We start from the raw sequence: 24,650 nt of genomic DNA, 5'->3' as shown, positions 1-24,650 counted from the left end.
GGTGGCTTCGGTGGTCAAGGTGCTGGCTTTGGTGGTCAAGGCACTGGTTTTGACAACGACACTAAATTTGAAGACTCTTCAGACGATGAAAACAATCGTTAATCGAGTTTGAAAATTAAAAAACCTCTCTATATGAGAGGTTTTTTTATATCTGTACGTTTTAAGTTTTTTAAATAAAAAGCCAACGAGATGTCGTTGGCTTTTTAGGATTATGGTAAGGCTTAACGGTTACGTTTAGGATCCAGTTGAGGATCTTTGATTTCTACATAAGCATTATTGCGCGTTTCACGTAACCAGCTATCTAATTCGGCATCAAATTGACGTTCACCAAGCAATTGGCGAGCCATACGTTCCTGATATTCCTGTGTCATATCTTGTTGGCGTGTTTCACTCACTTGCAGAATATGCCAGCCAAACTGGGATTGAAATGGTTTACTGAACTGACCTACTGGGGTGCTTTTCATCTGCTGTTCAAATTCAGGTACCATTACCCCTGGGCTAACCCAGCCAAGACTTCCGCCATCACGAGCCGAGCCAGTATCATTGGAGAACGTTGAAGCTAAAACAGTAAAATCTTCACCTTGTTTGAGGCGGTTATACAGACTATCAATCATTTGTTTGGCATTTTCAGGACTGACCACTTCAGACGGTTGAATCAGAATGTGTCGTGTTAAATATTGAGGAACAAGGGCTTTCTGTTCGCCACCTTTACGTTCCAAGAGCTTCAGAACATGTACACCATCAGCGACAGGAATCAGTTCAGAAGTTTGACCTGGTTGCAGGGTGGTCACGCGTGCAGCCAGTTCTGCTGGAATTTCTGACAGGTTTCTCACACCCATATCAGCAGCTTCGACTTTAACGCCGCCAGTGCTGTACTTTTTGCTGATCGCCTGAATGTCATTGCTGCTATTTAATTCTTGCTTTACCTTTGTTGCAATTTGTTCAGCATTTTCACCGCTTACCCGTAAATGCAGTACATGGACCTGACTGCCAAGCAAAGCTTGACCTTGCGGGGTATTTAGGAAGTTTTTAACATCTTGATCTGTAATTTGAATACGTGAAGTCACGATTTGTTGACGTAAACGATTCAGTGCTAAATCTTCAGCGATACGGTTACGTAAAGAAGCATAGGTATTGGGCGCCATGGCATCCAGTTTCTGCTGGAATGCTTCCAGACTCGGTGAACCAGAATCACGGGCAACTTTCAGGACGGCTTCATTTAAAGCTTTTTCATCTGGACGAATATTATAACGTTTAACTTGTTCAAGCTGTGCCTGACGAATAATCAGTTGCTCTAAAGCTTGTTGCTCAAGATATTGTTGTGGTGGAACTGCCTTTTTCTGTTTTTGCAGCTGATGTGAGATTTCGGCTACACCTTGAGCCAGGTCACTACGTAGAATGATACTATTGTCGACTACAGCTACAACTTCATCTTTAGGTTGGGCAACAGCAAAAGTCGTCATCGCTGAAGAAAGGCATAGCGCAAGTGCGGTTGCTTTAAAAATTTGTTTTAACTGTTTTGTCTTCATTAATGTTCTGTCCAAGTTTGATTGATATTGTTAAAACCTAGAATACGATTTTCTAGTAATGAGGTGAGTTTGTTGCTTAACCCACCTAAGCCTTTCAGGCTGACTTCGGCCATAATGGCGCGTTTGGCTTTGACGCTTGAATCATTAACGTCGTCTAAGTCATTGTAATATGAGCGACCGTAAACAGAAACTCCCCAACAGCATGACTCATAGTTCACGCCAAGTAAATATTCCCGTGCGACACTATTGTCGAGGTCAAACTGGGCATGTCCAACCAGACGCCAGTTGTTGGCAATCGGCTGGATAAATGAACCCACCACATGATCATAGCTCTTTTGACGGTTCGGAATATCTTTGCGATAGAAATAGCCTAGGTTATAAAGATTGCCTTGCTCACCGGTATAATAAACCTGCAAATCTCGTTGGGCATTCGATCCATTCGACATCCAGCTTGAGTTCAGATTAACGTGAACATTATTTGACAGCTGGCTGGTCAGTTGAATTACAGGGCCAGTATGACTTTCACGGTCGAATTCATCTGCATCATTTTCCAACGTTACACGGCGATCTTCAAAGAAAAAGCTCTGTCCAACGCTGGCACGCAGGCGCTCCAGACCTTCTTCATTAAATAGGCTATAGCTCAGACCTAAGGAGGCAAAGTTATTGTCTTCCAGGCGGTCATTACCATAAAAGCGACGCGCACTGAAAAGTTGATCATAATTAATCGAAGCGACGACTGAATCAAAGTTTGGCTGATTCTGCTGGTTCTCATAAGGTGAATACGCATAGAACAGACGAGGCGTTAAGGTCTGTAGATACGTACCTTCTTTTTCAAAAATTAAGCCGGTGTCCAGCGTGAATTGTGGCACCACAATTGAATTATTTTCACTAGACGCGCTACGGCTTTGGGTTTTTTCATCATAGAAAGTATTGATGTTGCGTACAGTCGCCTGAGGAATGAAGAATGACCACGGGGTAAAATGATTATAACGCACGGAAAAGTCATTATAGATCCGTGTACCACTCGGTTGATATACCTTCTCACCCGTTGGGTCAGTATCAGCGAAATTTCTCAGATCCTTCTGGAAATATGCTGTGTCGTTATTAAACTCAAGTTGTAATCCCAATGGATTGCCAGTTTTGTAATTGACTAAAAGCTGTGGCAAACGTGCATAAGGACGGTCTTCATCCAGTACAGTTGGATCTAGGGTTTGGAAGTCTTCGACTTTGAATTGTGCCTTTAAGCCAGGAATACCATTTTTATAATTGACTTCCCAGGCACGGCGTAAGTTCAGGTCAGTTTTAGAGTTCGGGTTATTGTCCAGATCGGCAAAGTAATCTTTGTCTGAAGCGTAGTTATATTCAAGGTTGGTGGAAAGCTGATTATTGATCTGCCAGTTATGTAAGAAATGCAGGCTTTTACGGTCTTCGTCGCTATAGCTTTCATCGGAAGGTAAATAACCTCCCCAAATACGGCCTTCACCATAATTCTCAGTCAGATAACGGAACTCGCCATCCAGCATTACCCCACGATCGCTAATATAACGCGGCGTAATTGTCGCATCATATTGTGGTGCTAAATTCAGGTAAACCGGAACACCCAGTTCCAGACCACCATCATTGGTAAAGCCAAATGTCGGCGTCAGAATACCGGTAGTGCGGCGGTCATCAATCGGGAAGTTGAAATAGGGAACCGCTAAAACCGGAACATCTTTAACATACAACTTGGTATTCCGGGTTTCACCCCGTCCGGTTTCCTGATTCAGCTTGATCTTTTCTGCCTGGATTTTCCAAGTCGGTTTTTGCTCAGGTGGACAGGTGGTATAGGTCGCATTTTCCAGTTCTACCGTCTCGGTCGAGGTTCTGGCGATCTTTTCTGCCCGACCATGCGCATGTTGCTGCTCGGCAATATAGAAGCTGTTATTTAGGTCGCCTTCTTGGGTCTTTAAATTATAATTAATATCATCACTTTGTGAGAGCAGGCCACCCTGAGCAAGTTGTACACGACCTTCTGCTTTGGCATAGGTCTGGGTTTGATCAATCGTTACGCGTTCAGCACGAATCTGGCGACCTTGCTGGTCAATGATGACATTGCCTTCTAAATAAGAGTCACCTGCTGGATTGTAGTGACCATAATCTGCAGTAATGGTGGATGTAGCCTGATCTGGCGCAACGGTTGCTGCATCTGGAGCAATCGGGGTCACCCAGGTGCCTTCACAATAAGCTGAACTCAAGTATTTTTCCTGCCGCTGCTGTGCCTCAGCTGAGGATTTGTCGACATAGTATTGCGAAAAGAATGCTTCACCTGGATAGGTCTCATTTATGCGCTGTTTGAGTTGTTCTGCATTTACATCGGACGAGACATTTGATGCAGCATAGCCGGAGGCTGAGCTGCCACATAAAAGGGTTAAGATCGCAGTCGCTAGAGGATTTATTTTAAAGTGATGCTTCATTTGTCTCATTAACCAATCATGCTTTTATCGCAATTAATTATTGTCGCATCATAGAGAAAAAGTTGATAAGTAGCTACACTTAGCACTTTAAAAACTCAGCCTGTATTAGAATTAATTGCAAATGAATACACAACGCGAACAATTGATACAATCTTGGATTGCCTCTGTACTCGGTTCAGATCAATTTGAAACTCATTTTTTAGCAGGTGATGCCAGCTTCCGTCGTTATGCACGAATCAAACTGAATAATAAAACATTTATGCTGATGGATGCACCACCAGAAAAAGAAGATTGTGTGCCTTTTGTGACGATAGATGAGTTTTTTGATGCACATGGCGTGCGTGTTCCGCATATCGTGGCAAAAGACCTGGAAAATGGCTTTTTACTGCTCGAAGACTTTGGTGATGTGCTGCTGTCGAATCTGCTGAATGACGAGACTGTAGATGCCTATTATGAGCAAAGCTTTAAGCAGCTCATTCAACTACAATCGATTGCTGGAGAAGGGCATTTCCCGGCATATTCTTATGAAAAACTGATTTCAGAAATGGAATTGCTGACTGACTGGATGCTGCCAGCGTTAAAGGTTCAACCGACTGAATCAGAAAGCGCCTTGATCAAACGTACTTTTGCGATTCTGGCCAATGCCGCTTTGGCACAGCCACAGGTGATCGTGCATCGTGATTTTCATAGCCGGAATTTGATGAAAATCGACAATGAAACCGAACTCGGTGTGATTGATTTTCAGGATGCCGTGATTGGTGCGGATACTTATGACTTGATCTCGATTACCCGTGATGCTTATGTGCAGTGGAATGCCGACCGTGTGTATAGCTGGTTCAAAAACTTTTATGACTTGTTGCCAGCATCTGCTCAAGAAGGCCGTGACTTTGAACAGTTTAAAAAAGATGCCGACATGATGGCGATTCAGCGTCATATCAAGATCCTCGGTATTTTTGTGCGCCTATTTGAGCGTGATGGCAAGGCAGGTTATCTCAAGGACTTGCCACGTGTAATGTGGTATCTGCTTGAAGAATCTAAGGCTTATGTAGAACTAGAGCCATTCATGCAGTTTATGCGTGACAGAGTGATGCCTGCATTCGAAGCTAAATATGGGTCATATGAGGTGGCTGCATAAATGAAAGCGATGATTTTGGCCGCAGGTCTTGGCAATCGTATGCGGCCGCTAACGCTGCATACACCAAAGCCTTTGCTGGAAGTCGGGGGTAAACCCTTAATTGTCTGGCATATAGAGAAACTCGCGGCGATTGGTGTTACTGAAATTGTCATCAATACGGCTTGGCTCGGTGAAAAACTCGCAGAAGCTTTGGGTGATGGTTCACGATTTGGCATTAACATCCTTTGGTCACATGAGGGTGAAGGTCTGGAAACCGCTGGAGGAATCATTAATGCCTTGCCGCTACTCGGTGATGAACCTTTTATTCTGTTAAATGGTGATGTCTGGACCACGATGGATTTTGCTCCTTTACTGGATATTGATCTAAAGGGTAATTTGGCGCATCTCGTACTTGTGCAGAACCCTGAACAACATCCTGAAGGTGATTTTACGCTTGCAGAAGGGAAAGCCTATACCTTTGATCAGCAAGTCGAAGGTGAAAACCTGACTTTTAGTGGTGTATCCGTGCTTGATCCAAAGATGTTCCAAGGCTTAGAGACTGGCAAGCGTCCTTTGGCTCCCTTGCTAAAAGCTGCAATGCAGAATCAGCAGGTTGCAGCTTCTAAACTGGCAGGCATTTGGGTTGACGTAGGAACCCCAGAGCGTTTAACGGCACTGGATACGGCGATCCGTGAAGGGAAGTTTGCTTAAGTGAATATTCGCTAAGCACTGCCTACTGTGCCAATATAGAGAAAACGGTATACTTCCACCTAACTTTTTCGAGCGTAGATTGTTTATGCACATGTTTTTTCAAGAACTAAAGCAGGGTAGCCAGGCTTTGGGTTTAGAGCTATCTGATGAAGCTTTAAATTTATTACTCAAGTATCAGGATGCTTTGGTGCTGTGGAACAAAGCATACAATTTGACTGCAATCCGTGATCCTAAAGAAATGCTGGTCAAGCATCTACTCGACAGTTTAAGTATTTTAAAGGACTTGCCTGCGGGCAGATTGCTGGATATCGGCACAGGTGGTGGTATGCCGGGCATGATCATTGCTTTATGTCAGCCTGAGCGTGAATGTGTATTGCTGGACTCAAACGGTAAAAAAATTCGTTTCCTCAAGCAGTTTATTGCTGACCTGAAACTTAAAAATGTCATTGCCGTGCAAACGCGTGTAGAAAACGAAGACAGCATCAATGAACTGGGTCAATTTGATGTAATTACCAGTCGTGCCTTTGCATCATTAACAGACTTCGTTGATGCTTCTAAGCCATATATGCATGAGCAAACAATTATTGCCTCAATGAAAGGCTTAATTCCTGAAGATGAAGTTGCTACTTTAAAAAATGAATTTAGTTGTGAGATTATTGAACTTAAAGTTCCGCGCTTAGACGAACAGCGTCATTTACTTCTATTAAAACGTATTTAAGATTTTTAAAGGGATTGGGGGCAACATGGCACAAATTATTGCGATTGCAAACCAAAAAGGTGGTGTAGGTAAAACCACAACCGCAGTAAATTTGGCGGCATCTTTAGCTGTGTTAAAAAAACGTGTTTTGCTGGTCGATATGGATTCGCAAGGTAATGCGACCATGGGGTCTGGCATTCAGAAGAATGACCTGCTGTATTCGGTTACCGATGTGTTGCTGGGTGAAGTGCCGATTGAAACGGCGATATCTAAGGCGGAAGTCGGTTACAAGGTACTTGGGGCAAACCGTGATCTGGCTGGGGTTGAGTTGGCGATTGCAGAGCAGGAAGGGCGCGAGTTCATTTTACGGGATGCATTGCAGGAAATTGAATCCTCATTTGATTATATTATTGTTGATTGTGCACCGAGTCTTAGCCTGATTACTGTCAATGCTTTGGCAGCCGTGGATGGTGTGCTGATTCCAATGCAGTGTGAATATTATGCACTGGAAGGTCTGGCGGATTTAACCCAAACCATCGATCGGATTCAGCAAGCATTGAATCCGGACCTGCAAATTGTCGGTGTATTACGCACCATGTACGATGCACGTAATGCCTTAACCCGTGATGTCTCTGAAGAATTAGAACAATATTTCGGTAAAAAACTGTATGAAACCGTAATTCCACGAAATATTCGTCTGGCTGAAGCGCCAGCACACGGTTTGCCGGTGATTTATTTTGAAAAAAGCTCAAAGGGTGCAGTTGCTTACTTAAATCTGGCAGCTGAAGTATTAAAGAAAAGCAAAGTGAAAAAAGGAAGTAAAGCATGACCGTCAAGAAACGTGGACTCGCCAAAGGTCGTGGCTTGGATGCCTTGCTAGGCTCAATTCAAAAAGAAAAATTACAACTCGAAGCTCAAGGTCTTGACCATGGTCAGCTAAAACAGATCGATGTGAACTTGCTCAAGCGCGGTGAATATCAGCCGCGCCGTTATATTAACGAGCAGGATTTGCAGGAACTGGCGGCATCGATTGAAAAGCATGGCATCATGCAGCCCATCGTGATCCGTCCGGTTGACGATGAACGCTATCCATACGAGATTATTGCGGGTGAACGTCGATGGCGTGCTGCACAGCTGGCGGGTTTGACCGAGGTTCCTGCGATTGTACGTGATCTGAATGATCAGGTTGCGATTGCACTGGCCTTGATTGAAAACATCCAGCGTCAGGATCTGAATCCGATTGATCAGGCGATGGCTCTGCAACGTTTCCATGAAGAATTTGGCTTAAGCCATCAGGAGATTGCAGATACCGTAGGTAAAGCGCGTACGACAGTGAGTAACCTACTTCGCCTGCTTAGCCTGGCAGAAGAAGTGAAAGACTTTATGCAGCAGGGTTTGCTGGATATGGGGCATGCACGTGCGATCTTAACCTTAAAAGCTAAAGATCAGCTCAAAGTTGCAGATATCGTAATTGAAAAAAGTCTGTCTGTTCGTCAAACCGAGCAGTTAGTCCGTGATTTCAATACACCTAAACAAGAAAAAGTAAAAGAAGCGGTAGCACCAGATATTCAGCAATTGACCCAGCGCCTTTCAGAGCGTTTCAGTGCAGATGTTAAAATTGACTATAACAAGCAAGGTAAAGGGAAACTGGTTATTAGCTATCACTCTTTAGAAGAGCTGGATGGCATTCTTTCTATTTTAGAAGATGAATAATTTATATATTTTTTTTATTGGGGAATAAATTAGATGTGGGAATTGGTTAAAGCAGGTGGTTGGCTCATGCTGCCCCTGGTCTTGTGTTCTATCTTTATGCTGGCGATTTCGATCGAGCGCCTGATCCGCCTGAAAAAGAACGTAGTACTTCCGTCGATCCTGTTGATGGGGCCTTCGCAAAATACAGCACAAGTCATGCAAAAAATGAATCAAAGTGCGGCCTTAAAGCAAAGCACTTTGGGCCGGGTATTGGCTGCGGGCTATACTAGTAAGCCGCAGGGTGAGCAGTATGCTCGCGCGCAGATGGAAGTGGTGGCGTCACAGGAAATCGGTTATCTGGAAAAAAATATTAATTTTCTGGGCACGTTGAGTGCAGTTGCACCCTTACTCGGTTTGTTGGGGACCGTACTTGGGATTATTGAGTCTTTCCTGATGATCGATGTGGGAACTGGAAGTGATCCGGTCTTGATGATGCCCGGTATTTCCAAGGCTTTAATTACCACGGCAGCCGGTATGCTGATTGCAATTCCTGCACTGTTTGCTCACCGTTATTTTCAGCGTCTTGTTCAGGAATATGTGGCTGAACTTGAGCAGCAAGCGACTTTGTTTCATGCGGATCTTTTTTATCGTAATCATGCAGACATAGATCAAGACATGCAAAAAGCCAGCTAGGAGGCGGATGATGAAATTCAAACGCAACCAGGTGGAAGATGTACATATTAATCTGACACCGATGATTGATTGTCTGCTGTTTATTCTGGTCTTTTTACTTTTGTCGACGACATTTAGCCAAATGAGCCGAATGAATCTGACCTTGCCGGATGCGCAAGGTGTACCGCCTAAAAGCTATGATCAGAAAGTTGAAGTGATTGTGGATGCCAATGGTCATTACGCAGTCAATGGTCAATCCTTGGCCAGTAAGGAAGTCGCGGATTTAAATACTGCAATTAAACAGATTTCTAATGAACGCCGTGATTTAATGTTTGTCATTGCAGCTGACGCAAAAGCCAGCCATCAGGACGTGATTCGTGTCATGGATGTGGCCGGGCAGCTCGGCTTTGTAAATATTAATATCAGTACCAAAGTACCCACCCGAGGTTATTAGTGAAGCACGATTTTAAGGTCTATCTTCGCCTTTTAAGTTATTTAAAACCGTTTTGGGGCATTGCATTGCTTGTCCTGCTGGGTTTTTCTATTAATGCCACTACGGAAGTCTCTGTCGCTAAATTACTGGAATATATTATTGAGGCGATTCAAAATAAAGACCAGAGTTTCACATCACTTTTCCCGTTTTTAGTGGTCATACTCATGTTCTTCCGGGGCCTGGGTTTGTTCATGGGTGGATATTTTACTGCGGTAATTTCCCGGAATCTGGTATTCAACATCCGTCAGGAAGTTTTTGCAAAATTGCTGCGTTTACCGTCCCAGTATTATCTGGATAATACCAGCGGGCATATTACTGCCAAAATCATGTATAACGTCGAACAGCTAACCGCTGCTTCAACTGAAGCTTTAAGAACCTTGTTGCAACAAGGTTTGATCACTCTGGCATTATTAGGCTACCTGTTGTATACCAACTGGCGTCTGACCATGTGTATCCTGATTTTTGCACCCGTCATTGGCTTTATTATCAGTAAAGCTGCAAGACGGATGCGTAAATTATCGCAGCAAGTGCAAGACACCATGGGTGATGTAAACCATGTGGTGCAGGAAACGGTGAATGCCAACCTGATCGTCAAGGGTTTTGGAGGGCAAAGTTATGAGCAGGAACGCTTTAAACAGAACTCGCTGGAAAACTTGCGTCGTGGCTTGAAAATGGTCGCTGTACAACAGTTGAATAGTCCTGTGGTTCAGCTGATCATGTCGATTTCACTGAGTATTGTGATGTTTATTGCCTTGCGTCCGCAAATTCTGGGTGATACCTCTGCGGGTGAATTTGTCGCTTATATTACTGCGGCGGGTATGCTGGCAAGACCGATCAAAGCCTTGACGGATATCAATGAAAAAATTCAACGTGGTATGGCTGCGGCTCATTCGGTATTTGAATTGCTGGATATGCCTGAAGAAAAAAATACCGGGACTTTAACGGATAGCCTGAAAGGCGATATCGAGTTTAAAGATGTCAACTTGATTTATGATGATGGCCATCATGCTATTCATGACTTTAATTTGCAGGTCAAGGCCGGTGAAACAGTAGCGCTGGTAGGACGTTCTGGTGCAGGAAAAAGTTCTCTGGTGAATCTGCTGGTGCGTTATCAGGATGCAACTTCTGGGCAGATCCTGCTGGATCAGAAACCGATTGAAGATTTTGAAATTACCGCCTTGCGAACCCAGATTGCCATGGTGAACCAGCAAGTGGTGCTGTTTAACCGAACCGTGCGGGAAAATATTGCTTATGGTCAGCTCGAAGGTGCTTCCGATGAAGATATTATCGCGGCAGCAAAGGCAGCCTATGCGCATGATTTTATTATGGCATTGCCCCAAGGTTATGATACTCAGCTAGGTGCTCAGGGTTTAAACCTGTCTGGTGGCCAGCGTCAGCGCATCGCGATCGCACGCGCAATTTTGAAAAATGCCTCTATCCTGATTCTGGATGAAGCGACCAGTGCGCTGGATAACGAGTCGGAATACTTTATTCAGCGTGCCTTTGATAAAGCTATGCAGGACCGTACGACCATCGTAATTGCACATCGTCTATCGACGATTGAAAACGCGGATCGTATTGTGGTTATGGATCAGGGCCGTATTGTTGAGCAGGGCAGTCATGCCGAACTGATTGCGCTACATGGTGCTTATTATCAGTTGCATCAGCTTAACTTTGAGGAACAGTAACTCATGGCATTAGCACAAATCATTCAGGATGCTTGGAATGCACAGGCAAAGTGGCTGGTGGTGCTGCGTCCTTTGTCATGGTTGTATCGCCTGGGTTTTGTCAGCAATCACTGGCTTTATCAAAAAGGCATTAAAAAAAGTTATAGCGCGCCGATTCCCGTTATGGTGATTGGCAACATCACAGTCGGTGGTAGCGGTAAAACACCTTTGCTGATTCATCTGGTGGATTATTTAACCGAGAAAAATATCCGTGTGGGAGTGATTAGCCGTGGTTATGGCGGTCAAGGCCCATTTCCTACCTATGTCGACTTTAATACCTTGCCGGAGATTGTCGGAGATGAGCCTGCCTTGATTGTGCAGGCAACAGGTGTACCGATGGCAGTTGGTCCCAACCGGCAGAAAAGTATTGAACTGTTATTGCAGAAACATGAGCTGGATCTGATTATCTGTGATGATGGATTACAGCACTGGGCCTTGAATCGCCAGATTGAGTGGATTGTGCTGGATAATAATCGCGGTCTGGGTAATCAAAAGCTTTTACCTGAAGGCTATCTACGCGAACCTGTAACACGGCTAAAAACCGGAACCGTAATTGAGCATTCGGCTAACCCAAGCTCTGAACTGAATATGCATCTGGCTGCATCACAGCCTTATTTGCTCAATCAGGACAGCACTAAAATCTTTGATCCTCAAGCGGCTTTTTATGCGGTAGTCGGCATTGGCTTTCCACAGCGGTTTTATCAGACCTTGCAAAATTTAGGCATAGAACAATTTCAGTGTCATGAGTTTCCCGACCATCATGACTATGACATTGAGGATTTACAGTTTGATGATAGTAATCCGATCATTACGACTGAAAAAGACGCAGTAAAAATTATGGCGCTACTTAAACAATATCCAGATTTTAAACAGGATATTTGGGTGGTGCCAGTCGATGCAGTCCTATCGCCAGCCTGCTATACAGTCTTGCAGCAACAGTTGCAACAATACGGTATTCAAATTTCTTAAGGCTCATTCATTATGAAACACATTGTTATTCCTGCACGTTTCGCCAGTTCACGTTTACCGGGTAAACCGTTGCTGGAAATTCATGATCGTCCCATGATTCTGCGGGTAGTGGATCAAGCTAAAAAAGTGCAAGGTTTTGACGATCTGTGTGTGGCAACTGATGATGAGCGTATTGCCGCCGTTTGCCGTGCTGAAGGCATTGATGTGGTGATTACCTCGGCGGATCACCCTTCCGGCACAGACCGCTTGAGTGAAGTGGCTCGAATTAAAGGCTGGGCCAGTGATGACATCATTGTTAATGTACAGGGGGATGAACCCTTACTGCCGGCGCAACTGGTAAAACAGGTGGCTCAACTTCTAGAAGACCAGCCTGAATCTTCCATGTCGACGCTATGTGAGCCGATCCATCAACTGGATGAATTCAAGCGTGACAGCATTGTGAAAGTCGTAATGTCAAAACACCAGCAGGCATTGTATTTTAGCCGTGCTACCATTCCTTATGACCGTGATGGCGCGAAACTGGCTGAACTGAAGCTGCATGATCAGGCCTATCGTCATTTAGGTCTGTATGCCTATAGGGTCAAACTGTTGCAAGAATATGTGACCTGGGAAATGGGTGTGCTGGAGAAACTGGAATCTCTAGAACAGTTACGGGTACTGGAAAATGGACACCGTATTGCCATTGCGGTGGCTGAAGCCAATTTGCCGCCAGGGGTAGATACCCAGGAAGATCTGGATCGCCTAAATCAGATGGAGCTTTCCCATTTTGCCTAAGAAGAGTCAAATACATGCCTTTTGATGTCAATGCACATATCTATCCATGGCAGCAACAGGTTTGGGAAACCCTGACCGGACGCTTTCCCAAGCTTGGGCATGGTTTATTGTTTTATGGAAAAAAAGGCTGTGGCAAAGAAGCGTTTACCCAACAGTTTCTGGCTTGGGTGTTATGCCTGAATCGTCAGCCTGCCGGGCCATGTGGTGAATGCAGTAGCTGCCAATGGTTAAAGGCAGATACCCATCCCAACTATGTGCATATCAGTACCGATGAAGACAATAAAAAACAGAATGCTAAAATCAAGATCGAGAAGATTCGTGATCTTCTGCCTTTTGTGCAACAGACTGTAGATGGCTGGCGCGTGATTGTGATTGAGCCGGCAGAAGCCTTAAATATTGCCTCTGCTAACGCCTTGCTTAAAACACTGGAAGAACCCGGTGATAATACGGTCATTATTTTACTGGCGAATCATTATTTAAAATTGCCCGCGACTATACGCAGTCGTTTGCAGCATTTTGCTTTGGACCGGATTTCCGCAGAACAATTTAGCGATTATGTCCAGAATCAGCTCCCAGATGCAGGTGCTAGCCAACAACAGTTATTGATGAACCTGTCCAATCAGATGCCGTTACAGGCACTAGAGATTGCACAAAGTGCCTGGCTGCCACTACGTCAGGAATTCCTGCAAGACTGGCAAAAACTGGTCATGCAAAAAAATATGCCGATGGCAATTGCGACCAAATGGAATAAAAACCTGAATTTTGGTGACTTTGCTCAAATGTTTGAATACTTGTTGTCCGATTTAATTTGTGTCAAGCTAAATCAGACGGTGAAAAACATTGACCTTGAATTCAATGTACTTGCAGAACAATATTCATTAGAAGCACTTTTTAAAATTTATGAAGATTTTCAGCGCGCTAAACAATTCCTTGAACAGAATGTCCAAAGCAATCTGGTTATTGATGAATTGTTTATCACGCTGATGAATCTTTAATTAAGGGGAAATCACATGCAACCACGTATGGGCGGTATTATTCAGGCCAATATTCCTGACATTGAAACACTGTTTGCCAGCTATATGCCTTATGTTGTGGGTGGTGGGCTTTTTATTCCTTCCAAGCAGCCGGTCAAACTGGGCGAAGAGGTTTTTGTATTGACGACTTTGCCTGACCAGACCCAGAAAATTCCTTTAACCGGTAAAGTCATCTGGGTCTCGCAAAAGCAGAATGGCATCAAGCCACAAGGCTTTGGCATCCAGTTAAGCGGTGAAAAAGGCGTTTATTTTAAAAATGAAGCAGATCGTCTGGTTGCAGGTCTTAAATCTGAAGGACGTAAAAGTTACACTATGTAGTTAATTTACCCTTGGTAGGAACGCATCGTGTTTGTAGATACTCATTGTCATTTAACCCTGCTTGATTTGACACCATATCATGGTGATCTGGATCAGGCATTGGCTCAGGCTCGTGAAGCCGGTGTTTCCAAATTCATGAGTATCTCGGTCGATCTGGATGATCATATCGAGCTGGCCAAAATTGCCGCGCGTCATGCAGATGTCGGATATACCGTTGGCATACATCCTTGCGAAGATGCTGCAACCATGGCGCGTGCCACGACTGAATATCTGGTCGAACTGGCGCAACCGGAGAAAGTCTGGGCGCTCGGTGAAACCGGTCTTGATTATTATCACAGTACCGATTTTATTGCAGAGCAAAAGGCCTGTTTCGCCCGGCATATTCATGCGTCACAAATCACCAAAAAACCTGTAGTTGTTCATACCCGTTCCGCCAAGCATGATACCGTTGATATTATCCGCGCGGAAAAATCGACTCACGGGATTTTGCATTGTTTTACCGAAGACTGGGAAACCGCCAAAGCGGTACTGGACTGCGGCTATTATGTGTCATTTTCCGGCATTGTTTCCTTTAAAAATGCGCAGGATCTGCGTGATGTCGCCAAACAGGTTCCGCTGGATCGTGTGCTGATTGAAACCGATAGTCCTTATCTTGCGCCAATGCCGTATCGTGGCAAATCTAATGAGCCTAAATACGTTCCTTATGTAGCCAAAGCGCTTTGCGATGTATATGATAAGTCGCTAGAAGAAATGGCTTTTATCACAAAGCAGAACTTTGAAAATCTTCTGAATTTAAAGTAAATAAAGTTATATAAAGTACAAAGAGAGTTTATAGGGTGAAGATGGATCGTCAGGCTCAGTTTCGAGCAAGAGAAACCTTGATTTTTCAAGTTGCAGAACAGCTCCTGTTGGAAAATGGTGAAGCAGGAATGACGCTAGATGCGCTGGCTGCCGAGCTTGATCTGGCCAAAGGGACACTTTATAAACATTTTCAGAGTAAAGATGAGCTGTACATGCTGCTGATTATCCGTAATGAGCGCATGTTGCTGGAAATGATTCAGGATAGCGATAAAGCCTTTCCTGAACATCTGGCCTTCTTTATGCTGCATCATTTACATCATCCGGAACGAACCGTGCTGTTTCATCAGATTGAAGAACGCCTGTCGACGACTGGGGTTGGAATCCAGCACCTTTTTAGCGAACTTTATCAGGTGCGCAAACAGCGTTTACGCCTGATTATCCGTATGACAGAAACTTATCTGGCTTCTATTAATAGCCGCATGTCAGTACGCGATTATCTGGCTTCGATCTGGTCGTTGACCCATGGTGCAGCTGCAATTCTTAATTCCAGTTTCTATCAGCGTTATTTGGGTTCGCGCGATACCTTGCGTGTAGCCTATATCGATCAGGCACTGGCTTTGCCTAAGCAGGTACATTCAGCCGAGCAGTTTGCCTAAGGTTGTCCTATGATCAGATCACCTCACAGTGCAGTTCGTGGCTTTACCTTAATCGAATTGATGGTGGTGATTGTGATTATGGGAATTATGGCTTCACTAGTGCTGCTGAATACCAGTGGTGTCGATCAGCGCAAAGCGATGCAGGCACGGGAAATTTTATTGGTGGACTTGCAACGGGTGCTACGCGAGGCTAATGACCAATCCAGAATACTCGCGCTTGACGTTCAATCAGCGACAGATGTCACGCCATTTCGCTATGGAATTATAGAATATCGTTCGGCAGCGCAGACTGAACCGAACCTGCAAAATGAGAAATGGCAAAATTATGCAGATTTTAAATTGCGTAGTTTGCCTGATCATATTTCCTTTCAAATTCAGGCACTGGAACAGCAGCGTTATGCCAGGGCACAAAATCGTGACCTGACTCAGGCAAATTCACCTCAATTAATCTGGCTCGGCAATGGTGAAGTCAAACCGGTGCGGATTCAGTTCTTTTTAGAAGACCGTGAAGTGGGTGCTGCGATTGAGATTGATCATCTGGGTAAAATCAATGAAATCTAGATATTTCAAGCAGAGCGCTGGGTCTGGTGTAATCAAGTTGTTTAAGGCGAGTGTTCATGGATTTGATCATGTGTGCTGCAAGCATAGGACTTCGTCTTGCGCTGCTATCGGACTTTCTTGCGCGACAATGTCGCTCAGGTCGAGTGTTACTCGACTTAATCGTGCCTCAGGTTTTACTTTGTTGGAAGTCATGGTGGCCTTGGCAATTTTTGCAACCGCAGCTATGACCCTGACCAAAGTCGCAATGCAATATACCCAGTCGACCTCGAATGCCATTCTACGTACCAAAGCACAGTTTGTTGCCTTAAATGAAGTGGCGCAAATGGAAATCAATCAGGAATGGATGGAAGGCACGGCTTCCAAACAGCTGACCCAGCAAGGTGAAACCTGGCAGATTGACAAGCGTAGTGAGCCGACGGTCAGTCCGAATGTCCAGCGAATCGAATTACAGATTAGTCTGGTTAATCAGGACAGTGGTCAGGTTGAATCTGGCATCAGCAGTCTGATGTTCTTTAATCATCGCATGAACAATACCCCATGAAGCCTAAAGGATTTACCCTAGTTGAATTAATGGTCGCAATTGCGATCTTTGCGGTGCTGTCTGCTTTGAGCTGGAAAGTTTTTGATTATATTGTCAAAACTAAAGATCAGAATGTGATTCATGAACAGCGTCTAGGTCAGTTACAACAAACCTATCAGCAGATTCTGCGAGATACCGTACAGACAGTTCCCTTAACGGCCAACATCAATGGGGATATTCAACCGGCTCTAGTGCTGCAGAACGGACGCTTTAATTTCAGTAAAACCGGGGTAACTAATCCTTTGGAAGAAGGGATTTCCCCAGATGAGCGCATTGAATATCAGTATCGAGCCGATGAGCAGAAACTTTATCGCTTGAAATACCGGAATCTAAATCAGGCAGGTCAAGATCAGCCCGAATCCAGTGTTTTATTGTCGGAAGTGGAACAATTTCAGATCATCGTACTTAATCCGAATGAACTCACACAATGGCCGGATGCTTCTGCTGATCTGAATCAGTTAGAGCATAAACAGCGTTTGCCTAAAGGGATTAAAATCAATTTAACCGTGAATGGTGTAAGTTATGAATGGATGTTCAGTTTATTGAATACGGACTTTTTGCTTGATACTCAGAACACCGGTCAACCCAGCTCAGAATAATAAGAAATGAAAATGAATAAAGCGATCATGATCAAGCAGCAGCAGGGCATTGCACTGATTACCATTCTGGTGATGGTAGCGCTAGCGACTATTCTGGCGGCTACGATTGCGCAACGTCAAGCTGCAACTGCTGAAAGCACTGCCTATTTGATGCGACAAAACCAGTCCTTAATGTATGCCAAAAGTGCTGAGGCCTTTTTTTCTGAATTGCTGGTCGATGATGCTGAAAATGCCGCAGAGGTCGACCATCTGCAGGAAACCTGGGCGCAGCCCATGCCAGCTTTTCCGGTAGATGACGGTTATGTCTCCGGAATAATACAGGATGAATCAGGCAAGTTTAATTTAAATAGCCTGATTACTGCCGAAGGCGCAGTCAATGAAAATGCCAAAGCATGGTTCGAGCTGATTCTAAAACGTGCCAGTTTGCCGGAACAGCTCAGTGAAGCAGTCATTGACTGGCAGGATGCAGACGAGCTGGTCAGTGGGGGCATGGGCGCCGAATCTAACTATTATCAGAGCTTGCCCAATGCTGCTTTGCCACCGAATGCAAAATTTCACAGCGTAGAAGAATTAAAGCTGGTACGCGGTTTTGAAGAGAATAAATATAAGCTGATAGCACCTTATCTGAGTACTGCACCGGTGCAGGAGAGCCTGGTCAATATTAATACCGCTTCAGCTTTTCTTTTGGCTAGTATGGATGAAAAGCTGGATGTGAATGCAGTGCAGCAATTGCTGGATCAGCGTCAGGCCAATTTGGAGCACTTTTCCAATGTGACTGATCTGTGGTCACTGGAGCCTTTCGCTCAGGTCGATGCGGACAGGCGTAATTTGTTTAACAGTCTGCTTGGGGTGCAATCCAATTATTTTAAAGCCCGAATCGAAGTGGTTTTAAGTGAGCGTAAGCGCCAGTTTAGCAGCGATCTGGTTCGTCAGGACAAACAGGTTTATGTCGCTTACCGTAGCATGGCGCCATTTTAATTTTAGCTCATGAGTTGTACAGGCTGGATAAGCGCAAATGCCGGGCTGATGCCTTTTTCCTATCATGCTAAACAGCAAAATTAATCCTCAAAGCTTTACTTTTGCTTTATAATCAAAATTAATTCACCTATTTTTTGACGACATTACGGCATATGTTAATTCGTAAGTTATTTAAGTTTGAGAATGCTCATATTGTGCGTAACTGCACGTCAGATCGCTGTAAGCGTTCGATCCATGGCCATAGTTATAAAGTCGAGTTATTGCTAAAAGCCTCGAAGCTAGATCATGGTCAAATGGTCTATGACTTTGGTCTGCTTAAAGGTGTGATTAAGGATTTCTTTGATTCTTTCGATCATGCCATCTGCTTTTGGAAAAATGACGATCCGGAATATATTCAGGCCTGCAAGAATTTCAGTGCGCGCTGGGTGTCTTTGCCGGTATCGCCATCAGCAGAACAGTTTTCACGTATTTTCTTCTTTCTGGCACAGCAGGTGCTGGCATCGACCGTGACTCAAAATGGTGAAGGCGATGTCGAAGTCTATTCTGTGATTGTGCATGAAACCGACACCGGCTATGCACAAAGCTTTTTAGAAGATATTCAAAATGAACAAATGGGCATCCTTAGTCTGGAGCAACTTGAGTTCTCTGAACAAGTGCAGGCTGAATGGACAGATCCGGACATGTTTGCCAAGCTCAAACAGGGCACACCATTTCATAACCCTACAGTAGATTTACAGGTACAGATTTAAAGTCTGCGTGACTTTAAATCCATTGACATAGATTTAGGATTGAAGAATGTCTTTAAATGAACAGCAACTGGCCAAGCTGAATAAAGTTCAGCTGGATGAAAGCTGGAAATATGGATTGAGTGAATTTTTGCTCAGTCCGAAAATGGATGAATTAAAAGCATTTCTCGTTGAAGAAAAAAAAGCAGATAAAATCATTTATCCTCCCAATCATCTGATTTTTAATGCTTTGAATACTACGCCGCTAGATCGGGTGAAAGTGGTAATTTTAGGGCAAGATCCTTATCATGGCCCAAATCAGGCGCATGGATTAAGCTTTTCCGTGCAAAAGGGGGTTGCATTACCACCATCTTTGCGTAATATTTTTCATGAGTTACATGCTGATGTTGGGGTTGAAAGACCGAAGCATGGTGACTTGACGCATTGGGCAGAGCAGGGTGTGCTTCTGTTAAATGCAGTACTGACCGTAGAAGCAGGTCAGCCGACTTCGCATCAAAAGCGCGGTTGGGAAGAATTTACCGATCACGTCATTGATGTATTAAATGAACAGCGTGAACATATTGTCTTTATTCTTTGGGGCGCATACGCACAGCGTAAAGGACAGCGCATTAATCAAGACAAGCATCTCGTGTTAAAGGCAGCACATCCATCGCCTTTGGCCGCAAACCGTGGTGGTTTTTTTGGTTGCAAAGTATTTTCGAAATCGAATAATTACCTCAAACAACATGGCATTGAGCCTATAGATTGGCAGCTGGACGCATGAAATATTCTCCCCTTACTAAACATTATCATCCAGATTTGATTGTTGAAGAAGCGCACAATGGTTGGCGTATCGTTCGTTTAAATCGCCCGAAATCTTTGCATGCGCTGGATGAATCGATCGCTTCCGCACTCTTGGAAGTATTTCAGGACTTTCATCATGATGAAAGCGTAAAAGCCATCTGGCTAGATTCAACCACACCAAAAGCGTTCTGCGCGGGTGGGGATGTGCGTAAGCTGCGTCAGTTAGTGATTAATGATGAAGTCGCGGCTGCCAATAAATTTTTTGAGCAAGAATATGCACTCGATCTGTTATTACATAATTATGCCAAACCCGTTTTAGTCTGGGGTGAAGGTTATGTGATGGGCGGTGGCTTGGGCCTGTTTATGGCAGCGCCTTTCCGTTTAGTGACGCCATATTCACGTTTGGCCATGCCTGAAATCAATATCGGTTTATATCCAGATGTGGGTGCGACCCGCTTCCTGGCAGATCGTGGTGCGATTGGTCTATTTACCGGCTTGACCGGATCAATCATGACGGCTGCCGGCGCTTATGGGATTGGCTGGGCAACCCATATTTGTGATGCACAGCGTGATTCAGTTTTGGATAAAGTCATTAATATCGATTGGGATCATTATCCTGCAGGTGACTTTCGCGCCATTGATGACACCCTGAACGGTATGCATCGTCCAGTCGGCCCGGGACCATTGCAGAACTCTCTGGATGTCATTCATAGTGTGTGCCGTGGTATCAACTTCGAGCATGATTATGAATCGATTATTGGCCTGAGTGATGCACGTAGTGACTGGTTGCGTCAGGCCAGTGAAAACCTGAAAAAAGGTTCACCCACCACTGCAGCCTTGACCTGGCTATTATGGCAATGGGGTAAGCAGGTACATTCCTGGAAAGAAGTTTTTGAACTGGAACTGCAAATTTCTGACTGGAAAATCCGTCATCATGATTTTGTCGAAGGTGTGCGTGCACGTCTGGTCGACAAAGACCTTAGTCCTGAGTGGAAAAAAGGTGCAGATATGAGCTTGAAAGGTATCCTGTCTGAGAATCCTCCAGTTACGACTATTGAAAGCTGGAATGAGCTGCTCAAGCATTATGGTGTGATTTAAGCTTCAATGTCCGAAACACAATTTACAGATGAATACTGGATGCAGCGTGCTTACGAGCAGGCTGCACTTGCTGCTGCACAGGGAGAAATCCCTGTCGGGGCAATTATCGTCAGCCAAAATCAGATCATTGGTCAGGGATTTAATGCACCGATCTCGTTGAATGATCCCACTGCGCATGCGGAAATTGTTGCGCTACGTGATGCCTGTCAAAACATCCAAAATTATCGTTTACCTGATGATGCGGTGCTCTATGTGACTCTTGAGCCGTGCACCATGTGTGTCGGTGCGCTGGTGCATTCGCGGGTCTCACGGGTAGTATTTGGTGCATTTGAAGCGAAAGCAGGTTCACTGGTGAGTGCGCGTCAACTGTTTGAAACCGGTTATTATAATCACGTATTTCCTTTCCAGGCAGGCTGCATGCAGCAGCAATGCTCTGAACAGCTCAGTTCATTTTTTAAGTTGCGCCGCGAGCAGAAACGAGAACTCAAGTTACAAGAAAAGTTATTAAATACGCAGAAATAAATCTGCTTTATCCGCTAAAATTTACTTACTTTCAAATATCTGCAATATTCAGGAACAATAATGAATAGCATTCAAGTAAAAAAAGAATTCCCGGCAGCGCTTGATGATGTCTTTGATTTAATGTCTAAGCATGCCACTTATAATATTGCCTTTGCGCCGATGCAGGTCGAACGAATCAAGGATTCTGCGGATGCTGAATATCCTGATGGACTCGGTTCGGTTCGTGCAATGGGTATGGGTCCAGTAAAGCCGCTGAAAGAACAAATTACCTTATTCGAGCCAAATAATCGCATCGAATATCAGATTATTAAAAATCCATTGATCAAGCATCATTTAGGCATTATTGAATTTGAAGCACTGGCTGATGACAAAACGTTAGTAACTTATACGATTGAATTGCAGGCACGTGCGCCTTTTGTGAGTAAATTAATCCTTGCACAGTTACAGGCAGCGATTAAACTAGGCCTGACAAAACTCGCAAAATCTGTTTAAACAACAACGGGAAAGCAATGACAGTTCAAATTATTACCATTGATGGTCCAAGTGGGTCTGGCAAGGGCACGTTAGCAGCGAAACTGGCTGCACATTATCAGTTTCACTTATTGGATTCTGGTGCTTTATACCGCCTTTTGGGTTTGTCATTGCATCACCATGATTTGCTGGATTCGCTAGACACGAAATTGCCAGAATGCGTACAAATCGCAACAAATTTAGATATCCAGTTTGTTAGTACCGACACCGGGGTGCAGGTGTGGCTGGATGGTGAAGATGTGTCCCAAACTATTCGAACTGAACGGGTAGGAGAGTTTGCTTCAAAAGTTGCAGCAATTCCTGAGCTTAGAACAGCGATGGTTTCACGTCAGCATGCCTTTGCACAGGCGCCTGGTCTGGTAGCAGACGGACGTGATATGGCGACAAGTATCTTCCCGAATGCTCAGGCAAAAATATATTTGACGGCCTCGGCTGAATCACGCGCGCAAAGACGTGTAAAGCAGTTGCAGGGCATGGGACTGGATGTTAAAATAAGCGACATTTTAGCTAATATCATCGCTCGCGATAAACGAGATACGGAACGCGCCGTCGCTCCACTCAAGCCTGCGGATGATGCTTACATTATTGATAGTTCAGATTTGAATATCGATGAAGTATTCCAGCTGATGACCACTTATGTGGATCAGCAGTTAGCAAATTAACCCAATTTTATCAGCAAACGCATAGCTTGATCAGTTTTATATGGACTATGTAGATGCTTAATTAAACCGGCCTTGTCTGATCCAAGACCGCTGACTTTATCGGAAATATCATGACCGAATCTTTTGCAGCCCTCTTTGAAGCAAGCGAATTAAACCTCAACGTTGAAAAGGGTGCAGTTATCCAGGGCGTTGTAGTAAGCATTGACTCTGATTGGGTAACTGTTGACACTGGCCTTAAATCTGAAGGCGTTGTTGACCGTGCTGAATTCTTAAATGAACAGCGCGAACTTGAAGTTCAAGTTGGCGATACTGTAGACGTAGTTGTTGAAGCACTTGACAACGGTATGGGTCAAACAGTTCTTTCTCGCGAAAAAGCTAAACGCGCAGAAACTTGGACTAAACTTGAAAAAATCTTTGAAGACGGCGAAATCGTTACTGGTGTTATCTCTGGTAAAGTTAAAGGTGGTTTCACTGTTGACATCGGTCCAGTACGTGCGTTCCTTCCAGGTTCTTTAGTTGATACTCGTCCTATTCGTGATACTACTCACCTAGAAGGCAAAGAGTTAGAATTCAAAGTAATCAAACTTGACGCTAAACGTAACAACGTTGTTGTTTCACGTCGTGCTGTTATGGAAGCTGAATCTTCAGCTGACCGTGAAGCTCTTCTTGCTCAGCTTGAAGAAGGTCAAACAGTTACTGGTACTATCAAAAATCTTACTGACTACGGCGCATTCGTTGACCTTGGCGGTATTGATGGTCTTCTTCACATCACTGACATGGCTTGGAAACGTATCAAGCACCCTTCAGAAGTTGTTGAAGTTGGTCAAGAAGTTACTGTTAAAGTACTTAAATTCGACCGCGAACGTAACCGTGTTTCTCTAGGTCTTAAACAACTTGGCGAAGATCCATGGTTAGCGATCATGAACCGTTACCCTAAAGGTTCAATCGTTAAAGCGCGCGTAACTAACCTGACTGACTATGGTTGTTTCGCTGAAATCGCTGAAGGCGTTGAAGGTTTAGTACACGTTTCAGAAATGGATCACACGAACAAAAACATCCACCCATCTAAAGTTGTTCAGATTGGTGACGAAGTTGATGTTATGGTTCTTGAAGTTGATGAAGAACGTCGTCGTATTTCTTTGGGTATCAAACAAACTCGTGCTAACCCATGGGAAGAGTTTGCTAAAGATCACGACAAAGGCGAAAAAGTTTCTGGTACGATCAAATCTATCACTGACTTCGGTATCTTCATCGGTTTACCAGGCGGTATCGACGGTCTAGTTCATTTGTCTGATATTTCTTGGAACGAACAAGGCGAAGAAGCGATTCGTCGTTACAAGAAAGGCGACACTGTTGAAGCGGTTATCCTTTCTGTAGACGCTGAAGGCAACCGTATCAGCCTTGGCATCAAGCAAATGAACAACGATCCGTTCAATGACTTCCTTGCTGCTAACGAACGCGGTGCGTTGGTTAAAGGTACTGTAACTGCAGTTGACGCTAAAGGCGCTACTGTTAAGTTAGCTGACGAAGTTGAAGCGACTTTGAAAGCATCTGAAATCAACCGCGATCGCGTTGAAGATGCAACTAAGTTCCTTGAAGTTGGTCAAGAGGTTGAAGCGAAGATCATCAACGTAGATCGTAAATCTCGCGCAATCAACTTGTCTATCAAAGCGAAAGACGAAGCTGAAGAGAAAGAAGCAGTTGCTAACTTGAAAACAGCTCCTGCTGGTCAAGACAATGGTCCTAAGACAATTGGTGACCTGATCAAAGCTCAAATGGGCAACTAAGTAAGCGTTTGAATTGTATTGTTAATGTAAGTTAACTAATACTTTTTATACAAATACTGTAAACGGTAGCGTAGTATTTAATTATTGCGCTACCGTTTTGTATTTAAACAGGTTATTATCGGGAAATAGATCCCAAGTAGCTTGATAATTAAAGAGGTCGCAG

Annotated in this window: 27 protein-coding genes; 25 read left to right on the top strand and 2 right to left on the bottom strand. The window is 44.2% G+C overall.

The window, feature by feature from the left end; genetic code table 11:
- Positions 1–221: 221 nt before the first annotated feature.
- Both ACNPNW_RS13130 and lptD read right to left on the bottom strand, forming a co-directional pair.
- A complete protein-coding gene (locus tag ACNPNW_RS13130) occupies positions 222–1,529 on the bottom strand; it encodes a peptidylprolyl isomerase (protein ID WP_044109557.1) in 1,308 nt (435 codons plus the stop codon).
- Entirely contained in the window at positions 1,529–3,982 is a 2,454-nt protein-coding gene (gene lptD / locus ACNPNW_RS13125; RefSeq protein WP_448767034.1) for an LPS-assembly protein LptD, read from the bottom strand. The genes ACNPNW_RS13130 and lptD overlap by 1 nt, the downstream gene beginning before the upstream one ends.
- Before the next feature lie 121 nt (positions 3,983–4,103).
- Here lptD and ACNPNW_RS13120 point away from each other — a divergent pair, with 121 nt between their 5' ends.
- The 25 genes from ACNPNW_RS13120 (at position 4,104) to rpsA (ending at position 24,487) form a co-directional block, all read left to right on the top strand.
- Positions 4,104–5,117 (top strand): aminoglycoside phosphotransferase family protein, encoded by a 1,014-nt coding sequence (locus tag ACNPNW_RS13120; protein ID WP_044109555.1) that lies wholly within the window; start codon positions 4,104–4,106, stop codon positions 5,115–5,117.
- Complete coding sequence (gene murU / locus ACNPNW_RS13115) at positions 5,118–5,807, top strand: N-acetylmuramate alpha-1-phosphate uridylyltransferase MurU (RefSeq protein WP_448767033.1); 690 nt, start codon at positions 5,118–5,120, stop codon at positions 5,805–5,807.
- Between the two features lie 85 nt (positions 5,808–5,892).
- Positions 5,893–6,525, top strand: coding sequence for a 16S rRNA (guanine(527)-N(7))-methyltransferase RsmG (gene rsmG / locus ACNPNW_RS13110; RefSeq protein WP_004645477.1), 633 nt, complete (start codon positions 5,893–5,895; stop codon positions 6,523–6,525).
- Positions 6,526–6,550: 25 nt separating this feature from the next.
- Positions 6,551–7,333, top strand: a complete 783-nt coding sequence (locus ACNPNW_RS13105) for a ParA family protein (protein ID WP_004278889.1) — start codon at positions 6,551–6,553, stop codon at positions 7,331–7,333.
- The gene (locus ACNPNW_RS13100; protein ID WP_004731487.1) at positions 7,330–8,217 is read left to right on the top strand and encodes a ParB/RepB/Spo0J family partition protein; all 888 of its coding nucleotides are present in this window, start codon (positions 7,330–7,332) and stop codon (positions 8,215–8,217) included. The genes ACNPNW_RS13105 and ACNPNW_RS13100 overlap by 4 nt, the downstream gene beginning before the upstream one ends.
- A 33-nt stretch (positions 8,218–8,250) precedes the next feature.
- Positions 8,251–8,889 carry a MotA/TolQ/ExbB proton channel family protein gene (locus ACNPNW_RS13095; protein ID WP_004278886.1) on the top strand — a complete coding sequence of 213 codons (639 nt, stop codon included), beginning with the start codon at positions 8,251–8,253 and terminating at the stop codon, positions 8,887–8,889.
- Positions 8,890–8,899: 10 nt separating this feature from the next.
- On the top strand, positions 8,900–9,322 hold the full coding sequence (locus tag ACNPNW_RS13090; protein WP_004278885.1) for an ExbD/TolR family protein: 423 nt from the start codon (positions 8,900–8,902) through the stop codon (positions 9,320–9,322).
- Complete coding sequence (gene msbA / locus ACNPNW_RS13085) at positions 9,322–11,049, top strand: lipid A export permease/ATP-binding protein MsbA (RefSeq protein WP_448767032.1); 1,728 nt, start codon at positions 9,322–9,324, stop codon at positions 11,047–11,049. Before ACNPNW_RS13090 ends, msbA begins: the two co-directional genes overlap by 1 nt.
- A gap of 3 nt (positions 11,050–11,052) precedes the next feature.
- Positions 11,053–12,057: a tetraacyldisaccharide 4'-kinase gene (gene lpxK / locus ACNPNW_RS13080; RefSeq protein WP_448767031.1), complete on the top strand. Its 1,005-nt coding sequence runs from the start codon at positions 11,053–11,055 to the stop codon at positions 12,055–12,057.
- Between the two features lie 12 nt (positions 12,058–12,069).
- Entirely contained in the window at positions 12,070–12,831 is a 762-nt protein-coding gene (gene kdsB / locus ACNPNW_RS13075; protein ID WP_448767030.1) for a 3-deoxy-manno-octulosonate cytidylyltransferase, read from the top strand.
- 14 nt (positions 12,832–12,845) lie between these two features.
- A complete protein-coding gene (locus tag ACNPNW_RS13070; RefSeq protein WP_448767029.1) occupies positions 12,846–13,826 on the top strand; it encodes a DNA polymerase III delta subunit-related protein in 981 nt (326 codons plus the stop codon).
- A 15-nt stretch (positions 13,827–13,841) separates the two neighbouring features.
- Entirely contained in the window at positions 13,842–14,183 is a 342-nt protein-coding gene (locus ACNPNW_RS13065; protein ID WP_004278877.1) for a PilZ domain-containing protein, read from the top strand.
- A 27-nt stretch (positions 14,184–14,210) separates the two neighbouring features.
- Positions 14,211–14,984 carry a TatD family hydrolase gene (locus tag ACNPNW_RS13060; protein WP_448767028.1) on the top strand — a complete coding sequence of 258 codons (774 nt, stop codon included), beginning with the start codon at positions 14,211–14,213 and terminating at the stop codon, positions 14,982–14,984.
- 41 nt (positions 14,985–15,025) lie between these two features.
- Positions 15,026–15,640 carry a TetR/AcrR family transcriptional regulator gene (locus ACNPNW_RS13055; RefSeq protein WP_005252237.1) on the top strand — a complete coding sequence of 205 codons (615 nt, stop codon included), beginning with the start codon at positions 15,026–15,028 and terminating at the stop codon, positions 15,638–15,640.
- A gap of 9 nt (positions 15,641–15,649) precedes the next feature.
- Positions 15,650–16,201, top strand: a complete 552-nt coding sequence (locus ACNPNW_RS13050) for a type II secretion system protein (protein ID WP_005106567.1) — start codon at positions 15,650–15,652, stop codon at positions 16,199–16,201.
- Complete coding sequence (gene gspI, locus ACNPNW_RS13045) at positions 16,191–16,742, top strand: type II secretion system minor pseudopilin GspI (RefSeq protein WP_448767027.1); 552 nt, start codon at positions 16,191–16,193, stop codon at positions 16,740–16,742. Before ACNPNW_RS13050 ends, gspI begins: the two co-directional genes overlap by 11 nt.
- Complete coding sequence (gspJ, locus tag ACNPNW_RS13040) at positions 16,739–17,380, top strand: type II secretion system minor pseudopilin GspJ (RefSeq protein ID WP_448767026.1); 642 nt, start codon at positions 16,739–16,741, stop codon at positions 17,378–17,380. The genes gspI and gspJ overlap by 4 nt, the downstream gene beginning before the upstream one ends.
- Positions 17,381–17,386: 6 nt before the next feature.
- Entirely contained in the window at positions 17,387–18,358 is a 972-nt protein-coding gene (gene gspK / locus ACNPNW_RS13035) for a type II secretion system minor pseudopilin GspK (protein ID WP_081407897.1), read from the top strand.
- Positions 18,359–18,510: 152 nt separating this feature from the next.
- Positions 18,511–19,107 carry a 6-pyruvoyl trahydropterin synthase family protein gene (locus ACNPNW_RS13030; protein WP_044109536.1) on the top strand — a complete coding sequence of 199 codons (597 nt, stop codon included), beginning with the start codon at positions 18,511–18,513 and terminating at the stop codon, positions 19,105–19,107.
- A gap of 46 nt (positions 19,108–19,153) precedes the next feature.
- Complete coding sequence (gene ung / locus ACNPNW_RS13025) at positions 19,154–19,867, top strand: uracil-DNA glycosylase (RefSeq protein WP_005247316.1); 714 nt, start codon at positions 19,154–19,156, stop codon at positions 19,865–19,867.
- Positions 19,864–20,985, top strand: coding sequence for an enoyl-CoA hydratase/isomerase family protein (locus ACNPNW_RS13020; RefSeq protein WP_448767025.1), 1,122 nt, complete (start codon positions 19,864–19,866; stop codon positions 20,983–20,985). Before ung ends, ACNPNW_RS13020 begins: the two co-directional genes overlap by 4 nt.
- 6 nt (positions 20,986–20,991) lie before the next feature.
- Positions 20,992–21,507, top strand: a complete 516-nt coding sequence (gene tadA / locus ACNPNW_RS13015; protein ID WP_253174234.1) for a tRNA adenosine(34) deaminase TadA — start codon at positions 20,992–20,994, stop codon at positions 21,505–21,507.
- A gap of 60 nt (positions 21,508–21,567) precedes the next feature.
- Complete coding sequence (locus ACNPNW_RS13010; RefSeq protein ID WP_422195746.1) at positions 21,568–21,999, top strand: SRPBCC family protein; 432 nt, start codon at positions 21,568–21,570, stop codon at positions 21,997–21,999.
- Positions 22,000–22,016: 17 nt separating this feature from the next.
- Positions 22,017–22,700: a (d)CMP kinase gene (gene cmk, locus ACNPNW_RS13005; RefSeq protein ID WP_004278855.1), complete on the top strand. Its 684-nt coding sequence runs from the start codon at positions 22,017–22,019 to the stop codon at positions 22,698–22,700.
- A 110-nt stretch (positions 22,701–22,810) separates the two neighbouring features.
- Entirely contained in the window at positions 22,811–24,487 is a 1,677-nt protein-coding gene (gene rpsA / locus ACNPNW_RS13000) for a 30S ribosomal protein S1 (RefSeq protein WP_004278854.1), read from the top strand.
- Positions 24,488–24,650 lie beyond the last annotated feature (163 nt).

The sequence above is a fragment of the Acinetobacter endophylla genome (assembly GCF_053543775.1).
Note: the sequence above shows the minus strand (reverse complement) of the source record. Positions and strands in the feature narration are given on the sequence as shown.